This window comes from Micromonospora sp. NPDC002575 (genome assembly GCF_042889525.1).
Classification (GTDB): Bacteria; Actinomycetota; Actinomycetes; order Mycobacteriales; family Micromonosporaceae; genus Micromonospora; species Micromonospora carbonacea.
Map to the genome: position 1 here is coordinate 200,500 of NZ_JBIARA010000008.1, position 23,450 is coordinate 223,949.

At 72.7% G+C, this 23,450-nt stretch carries 17 protein-coding genes; 14 read left to right on the plus strand and 3 right to left on the minus strand.

What is annotated here, in order from left to right:
- The first annotated feature begins 189 nt into the window (after nt 1–189).
- From ACFYWL_RS15070 to ACFYWL_RS15130, 13 genes are all read left to right on the plus strand, one after another.
- Nucleotides 190–1,005, plus strand: coding sequence for an IclR family transcriptional regulator (locus ACFYWL_RS15070; protein WP_386972468.1), 816 nt, complete (start codon nt 190–192; stop codon nt 1,003–1,005).
- A 277-nt stretch (nt 1,006–1,282) separates the two neighbouring features.
- Complete coding sequence (locus tag ACFYWL_RS15075) at nt 1,283–3,373, plus strand: hypothetical protein (RefSeq protein WP_386972471.1); 2,091 nt, start codon at nt 1,283–1,285, stop codon at nt 3,371–3,373.
- 25 nt (nt 3,374–3,398) lie between these two features.
- Nucleotides 3,399–5,609 (plus strand): hypothetical protein, encoded by a 2,211-nt coding sequence (locus ACFYWL_RS15080; RefSeq protein ID WP_386972474.1) that lies wholly within the window; start codon nt 3,399–3,401, stop codon nt 5,607–5,609.
- A gap of 32 nt (nt 5,610–5,641) precedes the next feature.
- On the plus strand, nt 5,642–6,904 hold the full coding sequence (locus ACFYWL_RS15085; protein ID WP_386972476.1) for a Gfo/Idh/MocA family protein: 1,263 nt from the start codon (nt 5,642–5,644) through the stop codon (nt 6,902–6,904).
- A gap of 23 nt (nt 6,905–6,927) precedes the next feature.
- Complete coding sequence (locus ACFYWL_RS15090; RefSeq protein ID WP_386972479.1) at nt 6,928–8,163, plus strand: ABC transporter substrate-binding protein; 1,236 nt, start codon at nt 6,928–6,930, stop codon at nt 8,161–8,163.
- A gap of 91 nt (nt 8,164–8,254) precedes the next feature.
- Nucleotides 8,255–9,157, plus strand: coding sequence for a carbohydrate ABC transporter permease (locus ACFYWL_RS15095; protein ID WP_386972481.1), 903 nt, complete (start codon nt 8,255–8,257; stop codon nt 9,155–9,157).
- Nucleotides 9,154–10,047, plus strand: a complete 894-nt coding sequence (locus ACFYWL_RS15100; RefSeq protein ID WP_386972484.1) for a carbohydrate ABC transporter permease — start codon at nt 9,154–9,156, stop codon at nt 10,045–10,047. Before ACFYWL_RS15095 ends, ACFYWL_RS15100 begins: the two co-directional genes overlap by 4 nt.
- Before the next feature lie 5 nt (nt 10,048–10,052).
- Nucleotides 10,053–11,075 (plus strand): NAD-dependent epimerase/dehydratase family protein, encoded by a 1,023-nt coding sequence (locus ACFYWL_RS15105; protein ID WP_386972487.1) that lies wholly within the window; start codon nt 10,053–10,055, stop codon nt 11,073–11,075.
- Nucleotides 11,076–11,077: 2 nt separating this feature from the next.
- A complete protein-coding gene (locus tag ACFYWL_RS15110) occupies nt 11,078–12,085 on the plus strand; it encodes a dihydrodipicolinate synthase family protein (RefSeq protein ID WP_386972490.1) in 1,008 nt (335 codons plus the stop codon).
- The gene (locus ACFYWL_RS15115; protein WP_386972492.1) at nt 12,069–13,148 is read left to right on the plus strand and encodes a hydroxyacid dehydrogenase; all 1,080 of its coding nucleotides are present in this window, start codon (nt 12,069–12,071) and stop codon (nt 13,146–13,148) included. Before ACFYWL_RS15110 ends, ACFYWL_RS15115 begins: the two co-directional genes overlap by 17 nt.
- A gap of 64 nt (nt 13,149–13,212) precedes the next feature.
- Nucleotides 13,213–14,052 carry a fumarylacetoacetate hydrolase family protein gene (locus tag ACFYWL_RS15120; protein WP_386972494.1) on the plus strand — a complete coding sequence of 280 codons (840 nt, stop codon included), beginning with the start codon at nt 13,213–13,215 and terminating at the stop codon, nt 14,050–14,052.
- Entirely contained in the window at nt 14,049–14,993 is a 945-nt protein-coding gene (locus ACFYWL_RS15125; RefSeq protein WP_386972497.1) for a GNAT family N-acetyltransferase, read from the plus strand. Before ACFYWL_RS15120 ends, ACFYWL_RS15125 begins: the two co-directional genes overlap by 4 nt.
- 43 nt (nt 14,994–15,036) lie before the next feature.
- A complete protein-coding gene (locus ACFYWL_RS15130) occupies nt 15,037–17,811 on the plus strand; it encodes an FAD-binding and (Fe-S)-binding domain-containing protein (protein WP_386972500.1) in 2,775 nt (924 codons plus the stop codon).
- Between the two features lie 753 nt (nt 17,812–18,564).
- Here the strand turns inward: ACFYWL_RS15130 and ACFYWL_RS15135 are convergent.
- Nucleotides 18,565–20,307: an exonuclease domain-containing protein gene (locus tag ACFYWL_RS15135; protein WP_386972503.1), complete on the minus strand. Its 1,743-nt coding sequence runs from the start codon at nt 20,305–20,307 to the stop codon at nt 18,565–18,567.
- A 151-nt stretch (nt 20,308–20,458) separates the two neighbouring features.
- Nucleotides 20,459–21,829 carry a DUF4041 domain-containing protein gene (locus ACFYWL_RS15140; protein ID WP_386972506.1) on the minus strand — a complete coding sequence of 457 codons (1,371 nt, stop codon included), beginning with the start codon at nt 21,827–21,829 and terminating at the stop codon, nt 20,459–20,461.
- A gap of 375 nt (nt 21,830–22,204) precedes the next feature.
- Here ACFYWL_RS15140 and ACFYWL_RS15145 point away from each other — a divergent pair, with 375 nt between their 5' ends.
- Complete coding sequence (locus ACFYWL_RS15145) at nt 22,205–22,384, plus strand: integrase (protein WP_386972509.1); 180 nt, start codon at nt 22,205–22,207, stop codon at nt 22,382–22,384.
- Between the two features lie 272 nt (nt 22,385–22,656).
- Here ACFYWL_RS15145 and ACFYWL_RS15150 read toward each other — a convergent pair whose 3' ends face one another.
- Complete coding sequence (locus ACFYWL_RS15150; RefSeq protein WP_386972512.1) at nt 22,657–23,394, minus strand: hypothetical protein; 738 nt, start codon at nt 23,392–23,394, stop codon at nt 22,657–22,659.
- Between the last annotated feature and the right edge of the window lie 56 nt (nt 23,395–23,450).

Genomic DNA, 23,450 nt, shown 5'->3' on the forward strand with positions numbered 1-23,450 from the left:
CGCGGCTTGTCCGCCGCGGGAGGAACCAATCGATTCTTCGAACAGTGTTCGGCTATACCAAACGATGTTCGGCATACTAGGCAGGCGAAATCGCGAAGGTCAACAGCAACGGGCCCGATTCCCGAACAGATTTGTTACGCTGTTCGGTCTTGGCGAACAGCTTCGGCTTTCCGGACCGAAAGAAGGACCATGACCACCACCGAAGACGGCGACAGCTCCCGCTACCTGGTGCGCAGCGTCAGCCGCGCGGCCGAGGTGCTGGAGGCGCTCGCCGCCGCCGCGCCGGGCGAGGGGCTGAGCGTCACCGACGTCGCCCGCGCCTGCGGCCTGTCCAAGAGCGCCGCGTTCGCCACCCTGCACACGCTGTGCCACCACGACCTCGCCGCGGACGACGGCGAGGGGATGAACCGCCGCTACCGGCTCGGCACGGCGCTGGCCCGCCTCGGCGTCCGCGCCCAGGAACAGCTGTCGCTGCGCGACATCGCCCGCCCGGTGCTGACCGCGCTCACCCGCGACACCGGGCTCAGCTCCCGGCTGGCCGTTCCCGAGGGGGCCCACGCGGTCGTCATCGACCAGGTCAGCAACGGCGAGCGCATCCAGATCGAGCTGCGGATGGGCACCCGCGAGCTGCCACACTGCACCGGGCTGGGCAAGGCGTTGCTGGCCGAGATGACCCCGGCGCAGGTGGCCGAGCTGATCGGCCGGGTCGGGCTGCCCCGGCGCACCGACCACACCATCACCGACCTGGACTCGCTCCTGGCCCACCTGCACGACGTCCGCAAGGCCGGGTACGCCCTCGACGACGAGGAGGACGCCGAGGGGGTGTTCTGCATCGGCAGCGCCCTGCGCGACCACAGCGGCGGGTGCTGCGGCGCGATCAGCGTGACCGGGCTGAAGCTCGGCCTGCCCAGCTGGCGCTACCAGGAGCTGGGCCGGCAGGTGCGCCAGGCGGCCGAGGCCATCTCCGTCCGGCTCGGCCACGTCCCGGCGGAGCAGACCCCTTGACAGCCGGTTCACCTGCTGTTTAACGTTCCCGCCAACGTCACGGCCCCGGCCGTGGCAGGTCGCGGCCCCCGGCCGCGGCCGTCTCGGGCGAACAGCTGACTCCCGTCGCGCCGCAGCCCCGGCGCCGGGCGTTCCGGTCAGCAGCTCCGCCGCCTGCGCGCCTCGCGCGTTTGCCCGACCTTCCCCCGCCCTGCGGCCGCCCCGTGGCGTCCGCAGGCCCCCAGCACCGCCGTCCGGCGCCCGCCGGACGGCTGGACCGCGAAGGTTGAGGCTCTCCATGGGTCTACTTGGCACGTCCACGCCCACCCCCCACGACCAGATGCTGCGCGTTGACACCGTCGCCGACCTGGCCCGGCTCGCCCCGGCCGCCCGCGCCCTGGTGCGGGTCGCCGGCTACCACCACCCCGGCGACGGCGGCGGTGGCCTGCTGCGCTGGGATCCCACCAGCACCGCCGCCGGCAACGGCGGCACCGTGCACGACCCGCACCCGGGCCGCGGCGACCGGCGCGGCCGGTGGCTGGCCGTGCACGACGGGGTCGGCGACTTCCGGCGCTTCGGCATCTTCGGCCGGGAGACCCCCGCCGACGCCGCGCTGGACGCCATGGTCGGCGACCCGGCGATCCGCCGGGTCGAGGCCCACACCGACCTGCGCCTCGTCAAGCGGCACACCTTCGGCCGCAGCGACATCGAGCTGGACTTCGGCGGACACACCGTGCACACCGACGGCATCGAGCGCAACACCCACGACAACCCGTTCGGCGCGGTGCTGTACTTCCGCGGCACGGTGACCGACACGGTGATCACCCACACCCTCACCGAGACCGTCCCCGAGCTGACCGACGTCTTCCAGGTGCCGGACTCGGCACGGTTCGCCGTCGGCCAGTGGTGGACCGCCACCAGCAACGCCCTCACCGGCGCCGACGAGCGCGAGCTGCAGAAGATGGTCCAGGTCACCCAGATCGTCGACGGCACCCACATCCGGGTGGGCTACCTCAACGGCTGGACCCTGGAGCCGGGCCGCCGGATCACCTGGCAGCGGGTGGAGCCGGTCCAGCGGGCCCACGTGCGCGACATGGTCTTCCTCGGCCACGTCGCCTTCACCGGCGAGTACCCCGGGTCGGGGCCCGACGACCGCGAGTACAGCGGCTCCCACCCCGTCGCCTACGAGTACGCCGTGCGCTGCGACGTCTCCGGCATCGACGCCACCGGCACCTGGTGGCCGGTGATCATGCGCCGCTGGTGCACCCACTTCACCACCGCGAACTGCACCCTGAAGAACCCGCCGGCCGTCATGTACGGCGGCGCCGGCTACCTCACCCAGCAGATCTACTGCCTGTACGGGCACGTGGTGGACTGCCGCAGCAGCAACGCCCGGCACCTCAACGACCTCACCGCCTCGGCGTACTGCACCGTGGAGAACTGCCACGGCGACGGCGACGACGCCGGCGGCAACCCGTTCACCACCCACGGGCAGTACGAGCACGACCTGGTCTTCACCGGCAACTCCGGCCTGATGGACATCGCCAACAGCGGTGGCCAGTGGGGCATCAGCGCCAAGCGGATCACCGTCCGCCGGCACGTCTGCTCCTGGTTCGTCGCCGGCACCAAGATCACCGACCTGACCCTGGAGGACGTGCGGGTCGTCCCCCGCTCGACGTTCGACCCTGCCGGCACGCTCCAGGTCAACGCCGACGGCGCGCAGCTACGCGGCTGCTCGGCGCGTACCCTCAGCATCGCCCAGCGCTCGGCCCGGTCGGGCCGGCCCACGATCATCGCCGACTGCGACTTCGACCAGCCCGCCGGCACGGTGATCGTGCAGACTCCGGTGAGCAACCCGGTGCACTTCGTCCGCACCACCTTCCGCGGCCTCGACGGCGCGATCCTGCGCGGCTCGGGCCCGGTGCGCTTCACCGACTGCACGCTGACCGGGGCGCCCGGCGCGGCGCCGCTGTTGATCGGCGCGGCCGAGGTGGTGGTGCGCGGCGGCACCCTGACCGACACCGGCATCGAGCTGTCCGCCGTGCGCGACCAGCGCCTCGTCGTCGACGGCGGCACGGCGGTCACCGGCACCAACGCCCGGCGGGCCCTGCTGACCCGGGCCGCCGGCACCGGGGCCGTCCGGATCGAGCTGGGCGACTACCGCAGCGCCGCGGCCGACGCGCAGACCGCGCACGTGCGCGTCGACACCGGGGTCAACCGGTACCGCGCCGTCGGCGCCCGCTTCTCCGGCGGCCGGCTGACGCTCGCCGACGCCGCCTTCGGCGTCGGCTCCACCCTGCTGCACACCGGGTGCGTCGAGGAGGGGGTCGCCCGCGAGCTGCCCGCCGAGTCCGCCCGCGTCGTCACCGGAGACAACCTCGCCCTCTGAACGCCCCCGCAGGAGGAGACACCCCATGCACGCCGACAACGCCAACCCCGGCGAGACACCCACCCACCGCCTCGCGCCGGCCTCCCGCCGCGCCGTGCTGCGCGCCTCCGGGCTCGGCGGGCTCGCCCTCGCCGGCACCGCCCTCGCCCTCTCCCCCGCCACCGCCGCCTCCGCCGCCAAGCCGGACGGCCCGCCGACCCCGCTGGCCCCCGGCCTCAACGGGGTGCTGCACGTGGGCACCGTCGCCGCGCTGCTCGCCGTCAAGCCCCAGACCCTGCGCGCCGGGCAGGTCGTGCACGTCGACGGCTACCACGCCGCCGGCGACGGCGCCGCCCGCCTGCTCCGCTGGGACGCGGCCAGCACCGCACCCGCCAACGGCGGCACCGTCCTCGCCCCCGACGGCGACCGGCCCGGGCGTTGGCTCCAGCTCCACGACGGCGTCGTCGACTTCCGGCACTTCGGCATCTTCGACGCCGGCACCCCCGCCGACGCGGCCCTCGACGCGATGGTCGCCGACCCCACCGTGCACCGCATCGAGGCCCACTCCGACCTGCACTTCGTCAAGCGGCACCGGTTCACCCGCAGCGACCTGGTGCTCGACTTCGGCGGGCACACCATGTCCACCGACGGCATCGCCGACGCCGGCCGCGACGACCCGTTCGCCGCCGTGCTGTTCTTCCGGGGAAAGGTCACCGACGAGGTACGCACCCACACCCTGACCGAGGCCGTCCTGGAGGGCTGGGACTCGTTCCAGGTCGCCGACTCCGCGGCGTTCGCCGTCGGCCAGTGGTACGCCGTCGAGGTCAACCGGCTCGCCGGCACCTGGGAGCGGGAGCTGCAGAAACTCGTCCAGGTCACCCAGATCGTCGACGGCACCCACATCCGGGTGAACTACAAGAACGGCTGGGAGCTGGCCGCGGGCCGCACCCTCACCTGGACCCGGGTCGAACCGGTCAGCCGGGTGCACGTGCGCAACCTCGTCTTCACCGGCAACGGCGCGGACCAGTACACCGGCTCCCACCCGGTCGCCTACGAGTACGCGGTGCACTGCGACGTCGCCGACATCGACGCCACCGGCACCTTCTGGCCGGTGATCATGCGCCGCTGGTGCACCTACTTCCACACCGCCCGGTGCACCCTGAAGAACCCGACCTCCGTCACCTGGGGCGGCGCCGGCTACCTCACCCAGCAGATCTACTGCCTCTACGGGCACGTCGAGGACTGCCGCACCTCCAACGCCCGGCACCTCAACGACTGGACCGCCTCCGCGTACGGGTACGTCACCAACTGCCACGGCGACGGCGACGACCAGGGCCCCTTCGTCACCCACGGCCAGTACGAGCACGACCTCGTCTACACCGGCAACTCCGGGCTGATGACGTTCGCCAACTCCGGGGCGGCCTGGGGCTCGGCGGCGAAGCGGATCACCGTCCGCAAGCACGTGTGCTCCTGGTTCGTGGCCCGGGTCAAGGTCACCGACCTGACCCTGGAGGACGTCCAGGTCATCCGCAAGGCCGGGCTGGCCGGCTCCGGGATGCTGTGGGTCAACGCCGACGGGGTGCAGCTGCGCGGCTGCTCCGCCGACGACACGCTGATCATCTCCCAGCAGTCCACCCGGTCCCAGCGGCCCAACGTCATCGAGGGCTGCTCCTTCACCCTCGCCACCGCCGGCACCGACGTGGTGCAGGCCAGCGTCACCACGCCGGTGCACCTGGTCCGCACCACCATCCGCGGGGTCGACGGGCACACGTTCAGCGGCACCGGGCGGCTGCACCTGACCGACGTGACCCTCGTCGGGGCGCCCGACGCCGCGCCGGCCACCGTGAAGTCCGCCGACCTGCGCGTGCACGGCGGCACCCTCACCGACACCGGCATCCGCCTCGCGGGCGCCGCCGACCAGCGGATCACCGTCGGCGGCGGCGCGGTGCTCAGCGGCACCAACTCGGCCCGGGCGCTGCTGTCGCGCGCCGCGGCCACCGGCGTCGTGCGGTGGGAGCTGGGCGGCTACCTCAGCACCACCGCCGACGCCGGCACGGCGCACGTCGCCGTCGACGCCGGCGCCAACCGGTACTCCGCCGTCGGCGTCCAGTTCACCGGCGGGAAGCTGCGGCTGGTCGACGGCGGCTTCGGCGAGGGCTCGTACCTGCACCACACCGGGTGCGTCGAGGAGGGCGTGTCCCGGGAGCTGCCCGCCGCCGGCCCGCGCATCCGCGACGCCGGGAACCTCACGGTCTGACCACACCACGACGAGAGAAGGCGAGGAGCCAGGTGCGACAGCAGGACCGGCCGGTGCGGGTGGCGCTGGTGGGCGCGGGCAACCGGGGCCAGACGTACGCCCGCTGGGTGGCCGCCAACCCGGCGCGGGCGCGACTCGTCGCGGTCGCCGACCCGCGGCCCCACCAGCGGGGCCTGATCACCGCCGCCCACCCCGGCGCGGCGGAGTTCGCCGACTGGCGGGACCTGCTGGCGGCGGACCCGGCGGCCGACGCGGTCGTCGTCGCCACCCAGGACCGGATGCACGTCGAGCCGGCCGTCGCATTCGCCAAGGCCGGCCGGCACCTGCTGGTGGAGAAGCCGCTCGCGCCGACCGCCGACCAGTGCCGCGAGATCGTCGACGCGGTACGCGCCACCGGCGTGCTCTTCGCCGTCTGCCACGTGCTGCGGTACACCCCCTACACCGACCTGGTGAAGCGGGTGGTGGACAGCGGGGTGCTGGGCGAGGTCGTCAGCGTCCAGCACCTCGAACCGGTCGGCTGGTGGCACTACGCCCACTCCTACGTGCGCGGCCCCTGGCGGCGGGAGGAGCTGGCCACCCCGATGTTGCTGGCCAAGTCCAGCCACGACCTGGACTGGCTCGGCTACGTCACCGGCCGGCGCATCGAGCGCGTCGCCAGCTTCGGCGGGCTGCGCCACTTCCGGCCCGACCAGGCGCCGGCCGGGGCGGCAGCCCGGTGCCTGGACTGCCCGGTCGAGCCGGGCTGCCCGTACTCCGCGCCGAAGCTGTACCTGCCGGTGCTGCGCGAGCACGGGCCGATCTGGCCGGTCAGCGTGGTCACCGACGGCACCGACGAGGCCGCGCTGGTCGAGGCGCTGCGCACCGGCCCGTACGGGCGGTGCGTGTACTCCGGCGACAACGACGTCGTCGACCACCAGGTCGTGGCGATGGAACTGACCGGCGGCGTCACCGCCACCTTCACCATGGCCGCCTTCACCGAACAGACCCACCGGAAGACCCAGCTGTTCGGCACCCACGGCGCCCTGTCCGGCGACGGCGAGCGGGTCCGGGTGCACGACTTCCGCACCGACCGGATCGAGGTCCTCGACGCCGGCACGGTCGGCGGGTCCACCGCCGCCGACGACCACGGCGGCGGCGACACCGGGCTGATGGACGCCTTCGTCCGCGCCGTGGCCACCGGCGACCGCCACCACATCCGGTCCGGGCTGGACGAGACCCTCGCCAGCCACCTCGCGGTCTTCGCCGCCGAGACGGCCCGGCACACCGGCACGGTCGTGACCGTGCCCGCGCAGTGAACCATTTCGAGAGGAACGCACAGATGAGACTTCGCAGGTTCGCACCGCTCGCGGCGGTCGCGCTGGCCGCCGGGCTGCTCACCGCCTGCGGCGGCGGCTCCGAGGCCGGCGGCGACAGGCAGAGCGTCACCATGTGGATCTACCCGGTGGTCCCCGACGAGGCCACCCACAAGGGCTTCTGGGACAAGCAGGTCGCCGCGTTCAAGGCCGACCACCCGGACGTCGACGTCAAGGTCGAGATCTTCCCGTGGGCCAAGCGGGAGGAGTCGCTGACGGCGGCGATCGCCGGCGGCAAGGGCCCGGACGTCGTCTACCTGATCCCCGACCAGCTCGGCAAGTTCCACAAGATGATCGAGCCGGTGGACGACTACCTGCCCGCCGACGCGAAGGCCGACTACCGGGAGAACGTCCGGGCCGCCGTCACCCTCGACGGCAAGATGCTCGGCGCGCCGATCCTGACCAGCAGCAACCCGCTGATGTGCAACGCGAAGGTGTTCGCCGCCGCCGGGCTCACCGAGTACCCCAAGACCTGGGCCGACCTGCTGGCCCTCGCGCCGAAGCTGAAGGCGAAGGGCTTCGACGCCACCAACTACTACGCCGACCCGAGCGCCACGCTCAACCAGTCCTTCTACCCGCTGCTCTGGCAGGCCGGGGGCGACGTGTTCACCGCCGACGGCGCGTCCGTGGCCTTCGCCGGCCCCGAGGGGGTCAGGGCGCTGACCTTCCTCAAGCAGCTCGTCGACGGCGGCTACGTCCAGAAGGACCTGATCACCAGCATCCCCGCGTTCGAGCAGACCAACGTGGCGAAGAACAAGGTCGCCTGCACCTGGCAGCACGTCCCCGCCGACGTCGAGCAGTTCTGGGGCAAGGAGAACATCAAGATCTTCCCGCCGCTGAGCGACGTCAAGAGCGTCGGCTACGGCACCGTGGGCAGCCTGTCGATCCTCAAGGGCAGCAAGGCCAAGAAGGCCGCGGGCGAGTGGATCACCTTCGTCACCGCGCCGGCGGTCGCCTCCGCGTACGACGTCGCCGGCGGCTACTTCTCCGCCAAGACCTCCGCCGGGTCGCTGTACCCGCAGGACCCGGTGAGCACCGAGATGGAGAAGACGCTGGGCGCCACCACGGTCGGCCCGCTCCACGAGAAGAGCCGCGAGGTGATGGGCGTGCTCGCCCCCGAGATCCAGGCCGCCCTGATCGGCAAGAAGACCCCCGAGCAGGCGCTCGCCGACGCGGCGAAGGCCGCCGACGCGCTGCTCTGAGCCCCGCCGGCCCGCCGCGGTGCGGCGGCGGGCCGGGCACCACCACACCGGCCCGACCGGCCGGTGTCGAACCTGCGAAGAGGATGGCGAGATGGCCGTACCTGCTCAGCTGCCCGCCCGGAGCGCCCGGCGGGTGATCGCCCGGCGCGAGGCACGATGGGGTCTGCTCTTCGTCCTCCCCGCGTTCCTGCTGTTCCTGGCGTTCCGCTTCGGCCCGGCGATCGCCGGCCTGGTGCTCGGCTTCATGGACTACACGATCGGCGGCGACGCCGAGTGGACCGGGCTCGACAACGCCCGGCGGCTGGCCGACGACCCGGTCTTCTGGCAGGCGCTGCGGGTCACCGCCGGCTACACCGTGCTGTACGTGCCGCTGACCGTCGCCGCGTCGGTCGGGCTGGCGCTGCTGGTCCGGCGCGGCTTCCGCGGCGTCGGCCTGTTCCGGTCGGTGTTCTTCCTGCCGGTGGTCACCAGCCTGGTGCTGGTCGCCACCATCTTCTCCTGGGTGTTCTCCTCCGACGGCCCGTGGTCGCGGATCCTCGGCTGGGTCGGCCTGCCCGACGGCTCCTGGCTGGCCTCCAGCACGCTGGTGCTGCCGGCGCTCGCCCTGGTCGGCGTCTGGTCGCACTTCGGGTACGGCATGCTGATCGTGCTGGCCCGCCTCCAGGACCTGCCCCGCGAGCAGGAGGAGGCCGCGCTCACCGACGGCGCCGGCCCGTGGCAGCGGTTCCGCTGGATCGTGCTGCCCCAGCTCAAGCCGGTGCTGTTCTTCCTGCTGGTGATCGAGACGACCGCCTCGTTCCAGGTCTTCGACCTGGTGTACGCGATGACCGGCGGCGGCCCCGCCCGCGCCAGCTACACCCTCGTCATGGCCCTGTACGACCAGGGCTTCAAGTACTTCGACCTCGGCTACGCCAGCGCGATCGGGGTGGCCCTGTTCGTGATGACGCTGGTCGTCGCGCTGATCCAGCGGCTGACCCTCGGGAGGGACAAGTGACCGCCACGACCACCGCCCCCACGCCGACCCCGGCGCCCCCGCCGCGCCGCCGGCGGCGCTCGTACCGGGCGCTGCAACCCGGGCCGGGCGGCGTCGTGCTGCGCTACGTGCTGCTCGCCGTGGCCAGCGTGGTCACGCTGTTCCCGTTCTACGCGATGGTGGTGCTGAGCCTCAAGCCCGCCGCCGCCGTCGAGTTCCCCGGCAGCCTGCTGCCCTGGCCGATCGAGTTCGACGCGTACGCGACGGTGCTCGACTCGCGGGACATCCTGCGCTGGCTGCTGAACACCACCATCTACTCGGTGGTCAGCGTCGTCGCGGTGCTGCTGCTGGCCGCCATGGCCGGGTACGCGTTCGCGAAGAAGCGCTTCCCCGGCCGGGAGACCATGTTCTGGTCGTTCCTGGCGATGGTGATGGTGCCGTACCACGTCACCCTCATCCCCACCTTCATCCTCATCGCGAAGGTCGGCGGGGTCGACACGTACTGGGGGCTGATCCTGCCCACCCTGGCGAACGCGCAGGCGGTGTTCCTGATGCGGCAGTTCATCCAGGGCCTGCCCGACGAGCTGTTCGAGGCGGCGAAGATCGACGGCGCGTCCGAGTGGCGGATGTTCGTGCGGATCGTGCTGCCGCTGTGCAAGCCGATCCTGGCCACCCTCGGCGTGTTCGTCTTCCTGTGGCACTGGAACGACCTGCTCTGGCCGCTGATCATCGGGCAGAGCGGGGACATGCGCACCCTCACCGTCGGCATCGCCTCCCTGCAGAAGGAGCAGGTGCCGCTCAACGTCATGCTCGCCGGCTCGGTCGTCGCGTTCGTGCCGATCTTCGCCGCCTACCTCGTGGGCCAGCGGTACTTCACCGAGGGCGTCACGATGTCCGGAATCAAGGGATGAGTGCCATGTTCACGAGTGAGTCCGAGTTGGAGGAGCGGCTCGCCCGGCCCTCGGCGGCGCTCGTCGCCGACCTGGCCGGCGGCGCCGGCGACCTGGTGGTCCTCGGCGCCGGGGGCAAGATGGGCCCGTCGCTGTGCCGGCTGGCCCGCCGGGGGCTCGACGCCGCCGGCCGCGCCGGCGACCGGGTGTACGCCGTGTCGCGCTGGTCGGACCGGACGGCCGCCGACGCGCTGGCCGCCGACGGGGTGGAGCCGGTCGCGTTCGACCTGCTCGGCGACGGCGACCTGGCCGGGCTGCCCGACGCCGCCGACGTGGTGTTCATGGTGGGCGCGAAGTTCGGCACCGCCAGCGCCCCCTACCTGGCCTGGGTGGTCAACGCGGTGCTGCCCGCGGCGGTGGCCAGGCGCTACCCGGCGGCCCGGATCGCCGCCTTCTCCACCGGCAACGTCTACCCGATGGTGCCCGTGGGCACCGGCGGCTGCGTGGAGACCGACCCGACCGGGCCGCTCGGCGACTACGCGATGAGCTGCCTCGGCCGCGAGCAGGTGTTCGCGCACGCCGCCGCCACCCGGGGCACCCCGGTCGCGGTGCTGCGGCTCAACTACGCGGTCGACCTGCGCTACGGCGTGCTCGCCGACATCGGCCACGCGGTGCTCGCCGGGGAGCCGGTCGACGTCACCACCGGCCACGTCAACGTGGTCTGGCAGGGCTACGCCAACGAGGTGGCGCTGCGCTCGCTCGGGCACGCCCGCGCCGACGTGTTCACCCTGAACCTGACCGGCCCGGAGACCGCCCCGGTGCGCCGGATCGCCGCCCGGATGGGCGAGCGCCTCGGCCGGCCGGTCAGCTACGCCGGCGACGAGGCATCCACCGCGCTGCTCAACGACGCCACCCGCTGCCACGCGCTGTTCGGCTACCCGGACGTCGCGCTGGGCACCCTGATCGACTGGCAGGCCGACTGGCTGGCCGCCGGCCTGCCCACCTCGGGCAAGCCCACCAAGTTCGCCGTCCGCGACGGGAGGTTCTGACCGTGTCCCTGGACCTGCTGCGCGCGGGGACCGTCATCCCCGCGCACCCGCTCGCGCTGACCGCCGGCCGCCGCCTCGACGAGCGGCGGCAGCGCGCGCTGACCCGCTACTACCTGGCCGCCGGGGCCGGCGGCCTCGCCGTCGGCGTGCACACCACCCAGTTCACGATCCGCCAGGCCGGCCTGCTGCGGCCGGTGCTCGCCCTGGCCGCCGAGACCGTCGACGCCGAGGCCGGGCGGCCGGTGGTGAAGGTCGCCGGGGCGTGCGGCGACACGGCCCAGGCCGTCGCCGAGGCCGAACTCGCCGCCGGCCTGGGCTACCACGCCGTGCTGCTGTCCCCCGTCGTGCCGGACGCCGACGAGGCGTACCTGCTCCGGCGGGCCCGGGCCGTCGGCGAGGTGCTGCCCGTCATCGGCTTCTACCTCCAGCCGGCCATCGGCGGGCCGCGCCTGTCCACGGCGTTCTGGCGGGCGTTCGCCGACCTGCCGTCGGTGGTCGCGGTGAAGCTGGCCCCGTTCGACCGGTACCGCACCCTGGAGGCGGTGCGCGGGATCGCCGCCGCCGACCGGGGCGCGGAGGTGGCGCTGTACACCGGCAACGACGACCACATCGTCGGCGACCTGCTCGGCGAGTTCGCCGGCCGCCGGTTCGTCGGCGGGCTGCTCGGCCAGTGGGCGGTGTGGACCCGCGCCGCCGTCGGGCTGTTCGCGCAGGCCCGGGCGGCCCGGGACGGCGACTCGGCGGCGCTGGCGGAGCTGACCGGCCGCAGCGCGGCGGTCACCGACGCGAACGCGGCCGTGTTCGACGCCGCCAACGCCTTCCATGGCTGCATCGCCGGCGTGCACGAGGTGCTGCGCCGGCAGGGGCTGCTCGACGGGGTGTGGTGCCTCGACCCGGCCGAGGGGCTGTCGCCCGGCCAGGCGGAGGAGCTGACCCGGGTGAGCGCCGCCTACCCGTGGCTGACCGACGACGACTTCGTCGCGGAGCACCGCGATGGCTGGCTCCGGTGAGCAGCGGGCAGGGGCCGGGCCGGCGGGCGGCCCGCCGGTGACCCCGCCCACCGGCGCGCGCCGCCCCGTCACCGTGGTCAGCGTGCCCGCCGCGCTGCGGGCCCAGTTCTTCCCCGACCGGGTCGGCGACCGGCTGGCCGCGACCACCGACGCCACCCTCGTCGACGACCACGCGGCGCTCACCGGCGTCGACCTGGCGTCGGTGCTGGCCCGGGCCGAGGTGCTGGTCACCTCCTGGGGTGTGCCACGGCTCGACGCGGCCCTGCTCGACCGGGCCCCGGCGCTGCGGCTCGTCGCGCACACCGGCGCCTCCGTCAAGCCGTTCGTGACCGCCGAGCTGTTCGCCCGCGGCGTCACGGTCACCCAGGCCGGGCAGGGCATGGCCCGGTCGGTGGCCGAGGTCGCCCTCGCGTTCACCCTGGCCCTGCTGCACCGGACGCCCCGCTTCGACCACGCCCTGCACGCGGGCGTCGAATGGCACCGGGCGGAGCAGGCGCCGCCCCGGCACGAGATCCTCGGCTGCCCGGTCGGCATCGTCGGCGCGTCCCGCACCGGGCGGGCATACCTGGAACTGGTCCGTGCCCTCGGCGCGGAGGTCAGCGTCTGCGACCCGACCCTGACCCCGGCGGACGCCGCCGGGCTCGGCGTCCGGCTGGCCGGCCTGGACGACCTGCTCGCCGGCAGCCGCATCGTCGCGCTGCACGCGCCGACCCTGCCGGAGACCCGGCACCTGCTCGGCGCCCGCGAGCTGGCGCTGCTGCCCGACGGCGCCGGGCTGGTCAACACCGCCCGGTCCTGGCTGGTCGACGAGGCGGCGCTCGTCGCGGAGCTGACCCGCGGCCGGATCGACGCCGCGCTGGACGTCTTCGACGAGGAGCCTCTGCCCACCGGCCATCCCCTGCGGGCGCTGCCCAACGTGCTGCTCACCCCGCACCAGGCCGCCGGCACCGTGCAGGGCCGCCGGCGGCAGGGTGAGATCGTGGTCGACGAGATCGTCCGGTACGCCAACGGGCGGCCCCTCGCCCACGCCGTCACGCCCGAGATGCTCGCCCGGACCGGCTGACCGGCGCAGCCACCCCCGTCGGGGCCCGTCGAGGGGCCCACCCCACCATCTCTGAGAGGACACCATGAAGTTCATGCGGATCGGCCCGGTCGGCGCCGAACGGCCGGTGCTGTTCGACGGCACCGGCCACTTCGACCTGAGCGGGGTCACCGCCGACATCGACGCCGCGTTCCTCGCCTCGGACCCCGTGGCGCGGGTGCGGGCGGCTGGCCCGCTGCCGCGCCTCGACGTGACCGGGCAGCGGGTCGGCGCGCCGATCGCCCGGCCCGGCGCGGTGCTCTGCATCGGGCAGAACTACGCCGCCCACGCCGCCGAGTCCGGCGTCGCCCCGCCCGAGCGGCCGATCCTGTTCCACAAGCCGCCGAACACCGTCGTCGGCCCACACGACCGGGTGCTGATACCGCGCGGCTCGACCCGGACCGACTGGGAGGTCGAGCTGGCCGTGGTGATCGGCAAGCCGGCCCGCTACCTCGACTCCCCCGCCGAGGCCCTCGACCACGTGGCCGGCTACGCCGTCGCCAACGACGTGTCCGAGCGGGACTACCAGTTCGCCGACCCCGGCGGCCAGTGGGCCAAGGGCAAGTCGTGCGAGACCTTCAACCCGCTCGGCCCCTGGCTGGTCACGCCGGACGAGGTGGGCGACCCGCAGGCGCTGCGGCTGCGCTCGTGGGTCAACGGCGAACCCCGGCAGGACTCCCGCACCGCCGACATGATCTTCGACGTGGCGTACCTGATCTGGCATCTCTCCCAGTTCACCGTGCTCGAACCCGGCGACCTGCTCAACACCGGCACCCCGCAGGGAGTGGCGCTGTCCGGCCGGTTCCCCTACCTCGCGGCCGGCGACGTGATGGAGATGGAGATCGACGGGCTCGGCCGGCAGCGCACCCCGCTCGCCCCGGCGTGACCGGCCCGGTCGAGTACCGTCCGGCCACCGCGGCGGACGTGCCGTCGCTGCACGCCACCTGGGCGGAGGCGTTCGACGACGCGCACGTCGTCCGGCTGTGGGCCGGCGACCCCGGCCGCCTGCCGCGTACCTTCGTGGCGGCGCAGGCCGGGACGGTCGTCGCCGCCGTCTACTACCTGCCCCGCCGGATCCGTGCCGCCGCCGGCGCTGTCGACCTGGTCGGCGGCGTCGCCAACGTGGCCACCCGGGTCCGGGCGCGCGGACGCGGGCACGTCCGCCGCCTGCTCGACCTGGCCGTCACGGCGATGGCCGCGGACGGCTGCGCCTGGTCGCTGCTGTTCACCGGCACACCCGGCGTGTACGCGTCCAGCGGCTACCGGCCGTTCGCCCTGCGCTACCCGACCGGGCGGCCGGCCGCAGCCACGGCCACGGCCGCACCGGCGGGCTGGACCGTGCGGGCGGAACCCGAGGTGGACTGGGCGGAGCTGGCCCCGGTGCACGCGGCGTTCAACGCCGACCGGCCGCTCAGCACCGTGCGGGACGCCGACGACTGGCGGCTGCGGGTGCCGGTCTGGTATTCCCCGCCCACCGAACTGCTGGTGGCCCGCCACCGGGGCCGGGTGGCGGGCTACCTGGCCGCGCACTGGGCCCCCGGGCGCGTCCGGGTGGTCGAGACCGCCGCCCTGCCCGACGGGCCGGACGCCCTGCCCGCCCTGTTCCGCGCCGTCGCCCGCGCCGCCGCCACGCGCGACGTACGGCACTGCGTGGCCCGGCTGCCCGCCGACCCGGCGATCGAGGCCGCGCTGCCGTGCCTGCTGGCCGACCCGGTGGCGCAGGCCGACACCACCGGGATGGTCCGGCCGATCCACGCGACACCCGAGCACGTCGCCGCGATCACGGCGGCGCCCGGGGCGTTCCACTGGCCGGCCGACTACCTGTAGGCCCCGCGGCCCGAAGATCCCCGTCGACCTTTGGAAGCAGAAGATGACCAGCACCCCACTGCCGGCCGCCCTCGAACAGGCGGTGCCCGGAGCGGTACGCAGCCGTGCCAGCGACCGGCTCGGCATGGCACACGACGCCTCGCACTACCTGCTCGCCCCGCAGGCGGTGGTGGTCCCCCGCGACCGCGGCCAGGTCGCGGCGCTCATGCGGGCGGCCGGCGACCTCGGTCTCGGGGTGACCTTCCGCTCCGGCGGCACCAGCCTGAGCGGGCAGGCCGGCACGGATCAACTGCTCGCCGACGTGCGCCGGCACTTCCGCGGCATCGAGGTCCTCGACGACGGCGCCCGCGTCCGGGTCCAGCCGGGCGCCGTGCTGCGGCAGGTCAACGCCCGCCTCGCCGCCCACGGCCGCAGGCTCGGCCCGGACCCGGCCAGCGAGTCGGCGTGCACCGTCGGCGGGATCGTCGCCAACAACTCCAGCGGCATGACCTGCGGCACCCACGCCAACGCCTACCGCACCCTGGAGTCGATGACCCTCGTCCTGCCCAGCGGCACCGTCGTCGACACCGGCGCCACGGACGCCGACGAGCGCCTGCACGCGCTGGAGCCGCAGCTCGCCGGGGGCCTCCAGCGGCTGCGCGACCGGGTGCGCGGCAACCCGGACTCGGTGCGGCGCATCACCGGGCAGTACGCCATGAAGAACACCATGGGGTACGGCCTCAACAGCTTCCTCGACCACACCCGGCCCGTCGACATCCTCGCCCACCTGCTGATCGGCAGCGAGGGCACGCTCGGTTTCGTCGCCGAGGCCGTGTTCCGCACCGTCCCCGTCCACCCGGCCGCGACCACCGGGCTGGTCGTCTTTCCCGACCTGCATGCCGCGATGCGGGCCGTGCCGCAGCTCGTCGCCGCCGCCCCGGCCGCCGTCGAGCTGCTCGACGCGGAGTCGCTGCGCGTCGCACAGACCGACCCGAAGGCCGGCGAGGTGCTGCGCTCGCTGGCCGTACGCCGGCATGCCGCGCTTCTCGTGGAATGGCAGGAACCGGATCCGGCGGCCCTGGACGAGCGGGAACGGCAGGCCCAGCGGCTGTTCGACGCCCTCGACCTGGCGCTCCCGGCCCGGCTGGGCCGGGATGCGGCCGGGCGCGCCGCGCTGTGGCACATCCGCAAGGGCCTGTACGCGACGGTGGCCGGCAACCGGCCCACCGGCACCGTCGCCCTGCTCGAGGACGTCGCCGTGCCGGTGCCCGTCCTCGCCGGCCTCTGCGACGACCTCGACACCCTGTTCACCCGGTACGCCTACGAGCGCAGCGTCGTCTTCGGCCACGCCAAGGACGGCAACCTGCACTTCATGCTCAACGAACGGTTCGGCGTCGGCGACCGGACCCGCCGCTACGCCGACTTCACCGAAGACCTCGTCGACGCCGTGCTCTCCCGCGGCGGCACCCTCAAGGCCGAACACGGCACCGGGCGGGTGATGGCCCCGTTCGTGCGCCGCCAGTTCGGTGACGAGCTGTTCGCGGTGATGCGCGAGGTCAAACAGCTCTGCGACCCGGCCGGCACCCTCAATCCCGGCGTGCTGCTCACCGACGACCCCGAAGCTCACCTGCGCCACCTGAAACCGGTCGTCACCGTCGAGCCCGAGGTGGACCGGTGCGTCGAGTGCGGCTACTGCGAACCCGTCTGCCCCAGCCGCGACCTGACCACCACCCCCCGGCAGCGCATCGTGCTGCGCCGCGAGATCGCCGCCGCCCACGCCGCCGGCGACACCGCGCTGGCCCGCGAACTCGAGAACGACTACGCGTACGACGCCGTCGACACCTGCGCCGTCGACGGCATGTGCGCCACCGCCTGCCCGGTGCTGATCAACACCGGCGACCTGACCAGACGCCTGCGCGCCGAGGCCAACGGCAGGACCGTGCGGAAGATCTGGAGCAGCGCCGCCCGGCACTGGGACGCCACCACCCGGGCCATGAACCTGGCCCTCGACACCGCGGCGGCACTGCCGCCCGCGCTCCCGGAGCGGGTGACCCGCGCCGCCCGTACCCTCGCAGCGCCCGACACCGTGCCCGCCTGGAGCCGTGACCTGCCCCGCGGAGGCGTCCGCCGGCGGGCGAAGCCCGACCCGGACGCCGACGCCGTCTACCTGCCGTCCTGCCTGAACACCGTGTTCGCGCCCGCCGCCGGAGGCCCCGGTGTGCTGGCCGCCGTGACCCGCCTCGCCGACCGGGCCGGCATCCGGCTGCACGTCCCCGACGGCGTCGGCGACCTCTGCTGCGGCACCCCCTGGTCCTCGAAGGGCCACACCGAGGGGTACGAGGTGATGCGCGACCGGGTCCGGGCCGCCCTCGCCGGCAACCGGCTGCCGGTCGTGGTCGACGCCGCCTCCTGCACCGAAGGTCTGCGCCGCCTCGCCGGAGACGCCCCCGTCGTCGACGCGGTCGTCTTCGCCGCCGATCGCCTGCTCCCCCGCCTGCCGGTGACCCGCAGACTGCCGTCGCTGGCACTGCACCCGACCTGCTCGTCGGTGCGTCTCGGCCTCGACACCGCCATCAGCCGCATCGCCGCCGCGATCGCCGACCGCGTCGACATCCCCGCCGACTGGCAGTGCTGCGGCTTCGCCGGCGACCGCGGCCTGCTCCACCCCGAACTCACCGCCTCCGCCACGCGCGCCGAGGCGGCAGCCGTGACCGCCGGCGACCACACCGCCCACGCCTCGGTCAACCGCACGTGCGAGATCGGCCTGACCCGCGCCACCGGCCACCCCTACCGGCACCTGCTGGAGCTGCTCGACGCCGCCACGACCCCCGGCACCTGAGACGGATCACGGCTGTCACGGCCTCGGACCATCCGGGGGTACGGGGTGAAGCTGACGCAACGGGACGCCCCGAGCCCTTACCAGGTCGGTCCGGGCGTGCAGGCAGTTCCTGTCGAGCGGGCCGCCCCCGGTCTCCCGAAGAAGCGGTCCGCATCTCGGGAAAGCGGTCCAGGTCGACGCCGAGCGCCCCGACCAACGCGAGCAGCACGGCCGCGCCGATCCGCGTTGACCGACTGGCTCGACCACCGGCGTCGCCGCTGGCCCAACAGCACCTGTTGATCAGCAACAAGAGCGCCATGCGGCTCGGACCAGTCAGCCACCCCTGGCCCAACCGCCGTCCTGCCCGGACTGCCGGCGCCCCCGAACGGCTGCGTACGACCGTCACCTCGACGAAGCCCACGTCAGCGGCGCCGGCCCGCTGCACCCGGCCGAGGTCCTCGGCGTCCGCGAGACCACCGCGATCCGTCACGCAGCCGCGGCGCGACAACTGCTGAGCACGCCAACCGAGCAGGCCGACGATCCGACGTCCCACACCGGCCGGCACGCGCAGCGAACCATCATCTGACCCGGCCGTCTCGCACAGCAAAGCGACCCCACACAAGCCCCCATGCTGTCGCTCACGAACCTGGAGGAGGCAGCGACGACAACTGCCACCTATGGGCCAAACAGTCCAGGCCGCCGGGCCCTCAGCCAGGTTCACCGCGAGCCCCGGATCCGCGATAGCGTGAATGCGGGCACGGACGGTGCTGTCGGCTACGCGTGGGCCGTGGCCTGGCGTTGTCTGAGTCGTTCGAGGAGCCGAGCCAGGGTGGCCCCGGGAGCGTGTCTCTGTCGGGCGTATCGTTCGAGCACGGCGACTTCGGCGGCGGGGTCGCCCAGGCTGGCGAAGATGATGGCGGCCCGCTCGTAGTACCAGGGAGCCACCCCGTGCCCGTTGATGCGTGCGTCGTTCTCCACCGCGTCGATGCACCGGACGGTCAGGAGCAGCGCCGCGTGGAGGTCGGTCTTCTGCATGGTCATGATCTGGTCTGTGAGGGTGTGCGGCTGTTGGCCGTCGACCAGTCCGTCCGTCGTGGGCGCGCACCACAGCGGTAGGCCGGTGCTGTCCGACCAGGTGCGGCCGTCTCCGGCGCTGGCCCTCTCGGTCCAGTTCTTGCCGTCCCAGAAGCGGTAGGTCCACCGCCCGGACGGGTCCAGGTACCAGCCGGCGACGGCCTGCGGTCTGCGTGGGATGGGCACGGGCACCGCGGCGGCCGGTGTCGGCTCGGCGCGGGACCCGTTCTGTTCCACGCCCACCGCGGCGGCTCCAGGCTGGTGGGGCGCCGGGGAAGGCGTGGGGGTGGTCCCCAGCATGTCGTCGAGGGCCAGGTCGGAGCGGATCGGTATGGCGAGTTCGCGTGCTCGCGCGACCTTCGCGTCGTCCTGGTCCGCAGCGGTGACGACGGCGGCGACGACGTTGCGGGTCAGGTTCGATGCCAAGACGAAACCGGCCTGGGCGAGACGGTCACGGGCATCAATGGACACGGACGGGCTGCACCAGACACGTTGCCCCTTCTGCTTGACCGCCCTGGCACGGCTCGTGGTTTCCCCCTCGGGCGCGGTGAGGTCCGCAAAGTAGTCCGGTTCCCCGAGGAGTCGGGCGGCCGTGACGAGTTGCCGGTACTCGGTGCCGGTCAGGATGTCATCGGCGAGCGCTGCGTCCCGCAGTCCGTCGAGGTAGCGGTGGTGCAGGTCCCGCACCTGCTGGGCGCCCATGCCGGACTGCCCGGCCAGTCGGGCCAGTGCCTTGGCCTCGACGCCGGTCAGCTTGCCGTCGCTGAGGGCGTCCCCCACGGCGGCGAGGTACGCCTCGGCGGACGCCGGGTCGGCGTCGCTGGTGGAGCAGGGCAACTTCCCGAGCAGCGACTGGATCCACCCGTCCGTGCCCCTGCGCAGGCCGGTTACCCGGGTGCGGGGCCGGGTGTGGCGGGGGTACCGAGGCAGCGGTACCGGAGCGGACGGGAACCGGAGGGCAGGTGCCTCCGCCAGGAGCCGGGTCAGGAGTTGGGCGGTCGCCCGGGTGTCACCGAGAGCGGTGTGGGCGTCGTGCAGCTCGATGCCGTACGCGGCGCAGCAGGAGACGAGCTGGAAGTTCGGCGCGGCCAGGACCTGTCGGGCCAACCGCAGGGTGCACACCGCCGGCAGGGGCGCGGTGTCGATGCCGGCGCGGGCGAACTCCTGGGCGATGAAGCCCTCCTCGAAGCGGGCGTTGTGCGCCACCGCCACGGCACCGTCGAGCCTGGACAGGATCTCACCCGCCACGTCGGTGAAGGTCGGCGCTCCGGACAGCATGTCGGCCGTGATGTGGTGGACGAACGTCGGCCCGGGGTCGCGGCCGGCGTCGACGAGGGTGGCCCACTCGTCGACCACCCGACCTCCCTCGACGCGGACCAGGGCGATCTCCACGATCCGGTCGGACCTCGACGACAGCCCGGTGGTCTCCACATCCACCACCACGAACGGCACCTCACCCAGGTCGACACCTCCGCTTCCGCCCGCGGACCCGAAGGCGAACAATCCGACCGACGACATACGTACCTCTCCAACTCGACGATTCCGCTGGCCCGACCGGCTCGCACCGGCCCCGGCTGTCCACGACTCCGGCACGTCAACCGATCGCGCCCGCCTTCTCCTGCGCCTGGGTGAGGCTCTGCCGGTACTCCAGGGCCTCCGGGACCTCCTCGTACTGCAGCAGGCTGCCGGTCAACGCCAGCAGGTGCCCCTTGGCCTCCTCAGGGGTGGCGTAGAAGAACTCACGGCGGTGGTTGACCAGGTTGACCCGCCGGTCGGCCAGCCGTGCGTGCATCTGCGCCTCGATGCCGACAGCGTCCTCTGAGAAGAACAGGGCGTGGACGTCGAAGTTGAAGGGCACCGAGGCGTCGCTGAGTTCCCGCACCCGGTCCAGCGGGTCCAGCCGGCGGGTCATGCCGACCTTGACCATCTTCTCGCCGAAAGCGCCGAGGTTGGAGATCACGTACACATATCCGGCCCGCACGTTCGCGGCCCGGTGGTCGACGTCCTGGATCGCGGTGTCGATTTGGACCAACCGGTCCAGCATCTGGGCGACGCCGTCGGCATCGCCCTTGGCCTGCAGAGCGGCCAGGGCGTTGGCGTAGTGCTGGCGTTCCTTGTCGAGCCGGGCGCGTTCGCGTTCGATCTCCTGCTGCGCGCGTCGCTCCTCGCGCAGCCGGGCCTTCTCCTCCCGCTCCCGCTCCTTCTCCTCGGCCAGCTTCTCCTGGTAGTCGGCGGTGAGCTCCAACTCCTTGATCCGCAGCCGGTGGTAGTCCTCGGCGATCCGGATCTGCATCGTCTTGCCAAGCTTGGCGATCGTGGCCGCCACCTTCCCCAGCCGGTCGACGGCCGAGTCGAGCTTGTACGGCTTCAACCCGCGGACCAGGTTGTCCGCCTCGGCGTTGTAGGCGCGGAGCATCAGCTTGGAGAAGTCCCGGACCATCGCCCGGCCCTCCGTGACCGAGCCGTTGACCGTCCATCCGGTAGCGGCCTTGACCGCGCCCCCGTCCTTCCTGGCCATGGCCTTAATCTGGTCCTGGATCCGGCTCAGCTGGCTCTGGTAGGCAACCGCGTCCGACAGAGGGTGCCGGTACTGGTAGACGCCAGCCTCCTGCAGCAGCGCGGTCTCCTCGGTGACCACGATCTGCTGCCGAAGCCCACGAAGGCGTCGATCGAGCTCGGCCTTCTGCGCTTTGCCCTTCGCCGTCAGGTCGGCGAGCTCACGACTGAGTCTGTCCCGCTGCTGTTCCAGCTCCATCACGGACAGCATGCCGAGGCGCGACATCTCCGCCCGCAGTCCCGCCAGCTCGGCGTGCGCCTGCTCCAGCTCGCTGCGCAGCCGCGAACCCTCCGCGGCCAGTTCACGCGCTTTGCCCCGGGCACCGAACAAGGGAATGTCCGGATCACTGACGCCGCGCTGCTGCGGGACGACGGCAGGAGCACCGGCAGTCTGCGTGGTAGCCGTCATGGGCGCCACCGGAATCGGAGCCGAAGCCGGAGTGTCCGGAAGCCACAACTGCCAGCCCGGCGGAGGAGGGCCCCAGGTGGGATCCGGCGTCCAACCCGACGGTGGCACCCACCCAGCGGGAGGCGTCGGCCAGTTCGGCGGTGCGTTGAAGCGGTATCCCATTGCTCTCCCCAGGCATCACAACGGCCCGACGAAACTAGCGCCGCAGCCCACAGGCCGGACATCGACGACTCAGACCGGCAGTTCAGCCCGTCCAGACGGCCACGAATACCCAAACGAGGAGTTCAGTCCGGTTCCCGACAGAAACGGGCATTGCTGCGAAATGGACAGGCCAGCAGAAGACGCCTGGGCCACCCGCACGCCTTCCGCAAGACCATGGCCATCCTCATTAAGGAAGAGATCATCACCAAGAGCGCCGCAGCCCAGCTCGGGCACTCCAGCAGGGAGGCCACCCCCACCTGCTACATCGCCAAGCCCGCCCAAGCACCGGACGTCTCCGAAGTCCTCAATCGCCTCGGCGCCCTGGTGAGCGAACGTCGTGGGGGCGGAAGCTGACTCCAGGGTCATGACGGCCGAGGAAGTCGCTCGGGCGTCGGCCCACCTGAGCCAGACCCCGTTTCTGAGGCCCTGACACAGGGCCGACAGGAAAGCGCGCGGCATCCATGAGGGCAGCGAGTCGCTCGCCGCGCCTGACCAAGATCCAACTGCTCGATGCAGGGAATCGTGAAAACCGATCCTCGTGCTGCTTCGTGCAGCGCGCCGGAACCACCCGCCGGAAGCCGACACCGGTATTCGCGTCGCCATTCGCCTTACAAACTACTGGCGAGCTAATTAGCCCGGCCACAATGACATCGGACCCCCTCGTCGAGCTCGGCATCGAAGCGGTGTCGCAGGTCGTGACCCAACGCCGCCAGATCCCGGATTTGCTGAACGGTCAGCCGTCGACCTTCCCACATCAGCTCAGCAAGACCGTCAGCGTAGACGGGCGCAGGAATATCCTCGGCTATATCGATGTCACATAATGCGGCAAGGTCACCGATAGGTATGCCGAGAAAGCGGGCAAAACTGCTGACGAGCTGCGGGTCGAGTTCCTTGCCGCCGAGGGCAATCTGGTTTACGGTAGTCCGCGATAAATACGGACCACCCGAGTAAAGCAGCAACTGAGCAGCGGACACGCCCTTAATGTTCCGGTAGTACAACAGCCGGCCGATTATCGCGCTTGCCTTGTCTTCCGCAAACGGACGAAGCGGCGGGGGCAATAATCCCACCAATGGCTGCTGAGGCATGGCCCGGGCCGCGGCGAGCAGAATCCGCCGGGCCGGCGGGACAGCCACATAGTCCCAGGCAACACGACCTGGGTCTGCCTTCGGATCCGTGGGGGCAAGATCGACAGGAAGGTCCTTTCCAGCCAGCACAAACAAGTCGGCTGCGTGCCAGCCCAGCGCCGCTGCAAGACGTCGAAGCGCCTTTGGCGCTTCGACGTCGCCACCTACATCGTCTGCTACAGCTCGGGCGTCCCAGCCACGCCGGTCTGTCAGCCGCCGCAGGATAGCTTCGAACTTCATACGACCTCCTCACCCTAGGCCCAGCCAGTCATCTACTACCCAACAGCAGGGATGAG

Coding starts and splice junctions, on each gene's coding strand:
- ACFYWL_RS15070 (WP_386972468.1), top strand. CDS start 190: ATGACCACCACCGAAGACGGCGACAGCTCCCGCTACCTGGTGCGCAGC.
- ACFYWL_RS15075 (WP_386972471.1), top strand. CDS start 1,283: ATGGGTCTACTTGGCACGTCCACGCCCACCCCCCACGACCAGATGCTG.
- ACFYWL_RS15080 (WP_386972474.1), top strand. CDS start 3,399: ATGCACGCCGACAACGCCAACCCCGGCGAGACACCCACCCACCGCCTC.
- ACFYWL_RS15090 (WP_386972479.1), top strand. CDS start 6,928: ATGAGACTTCGCAGGTTCGCACCGCTCGCGGCGGTCGCGCTGGCCGCC.
- ACFYWL_RS15095 (WP_386972481.1), top strand. CDS start 8,255: ATGGCCGTACCTGCTCAGCTGCCCGCCCGGAGCGCCCGGCGGGTGATC.
- ACFYWL_RS15105 (WP_386972487.1), top strand. CDS start 10,053: ATGTTCACGAGTGAGTCCGAGTTGGAGGAGCGGCTCGCCCGGCCCTCG.
- ACFYWL_RS15115 (WP_386972492.1), top strand. CDS start 12,069: ATGGCTGGCTCCGGTGAGCAGCGGGCAGGGGCCGGGCCGGCGGGCGGC.
- ACFYWL_RS15120 (WP_386972494.1), top strand. CDS start 13,213: ATGAAGTTCATGCGGATCGGCCCGGTCGGCGCCGAACGGCCGGTGCTG.
- ACFYWL_RS15130 (WP_386972500.1), top strand. CDS start 15,037: ATGACCAGCACCCCACTGCCGGCCGCCCTCGAACAGGCGGTGCCCGGA.
- ACFYWL_RS15140 (WP_386972506.1), bottom strand. CDS start 21,829: ATGACGGCTACCACGCAGACTGCCGGTGCTCCTGCCGTCGTCCCGCAG.
- ACFYWL_RS15145 (WP_386972509.1), top strand. CDS start 22,205: ATGGCCATCCTCATTAAGGAAGAGATCATCACCAAGAGCGCCGCAGCC.
- ACFYWL_RS15150 (WP_386972512.1), bottom strand. CDS start 23,394: ATGAAGTTCGAAGCTATCCTGCGGCGGCTGACAGACCGGCGTGGCTGG.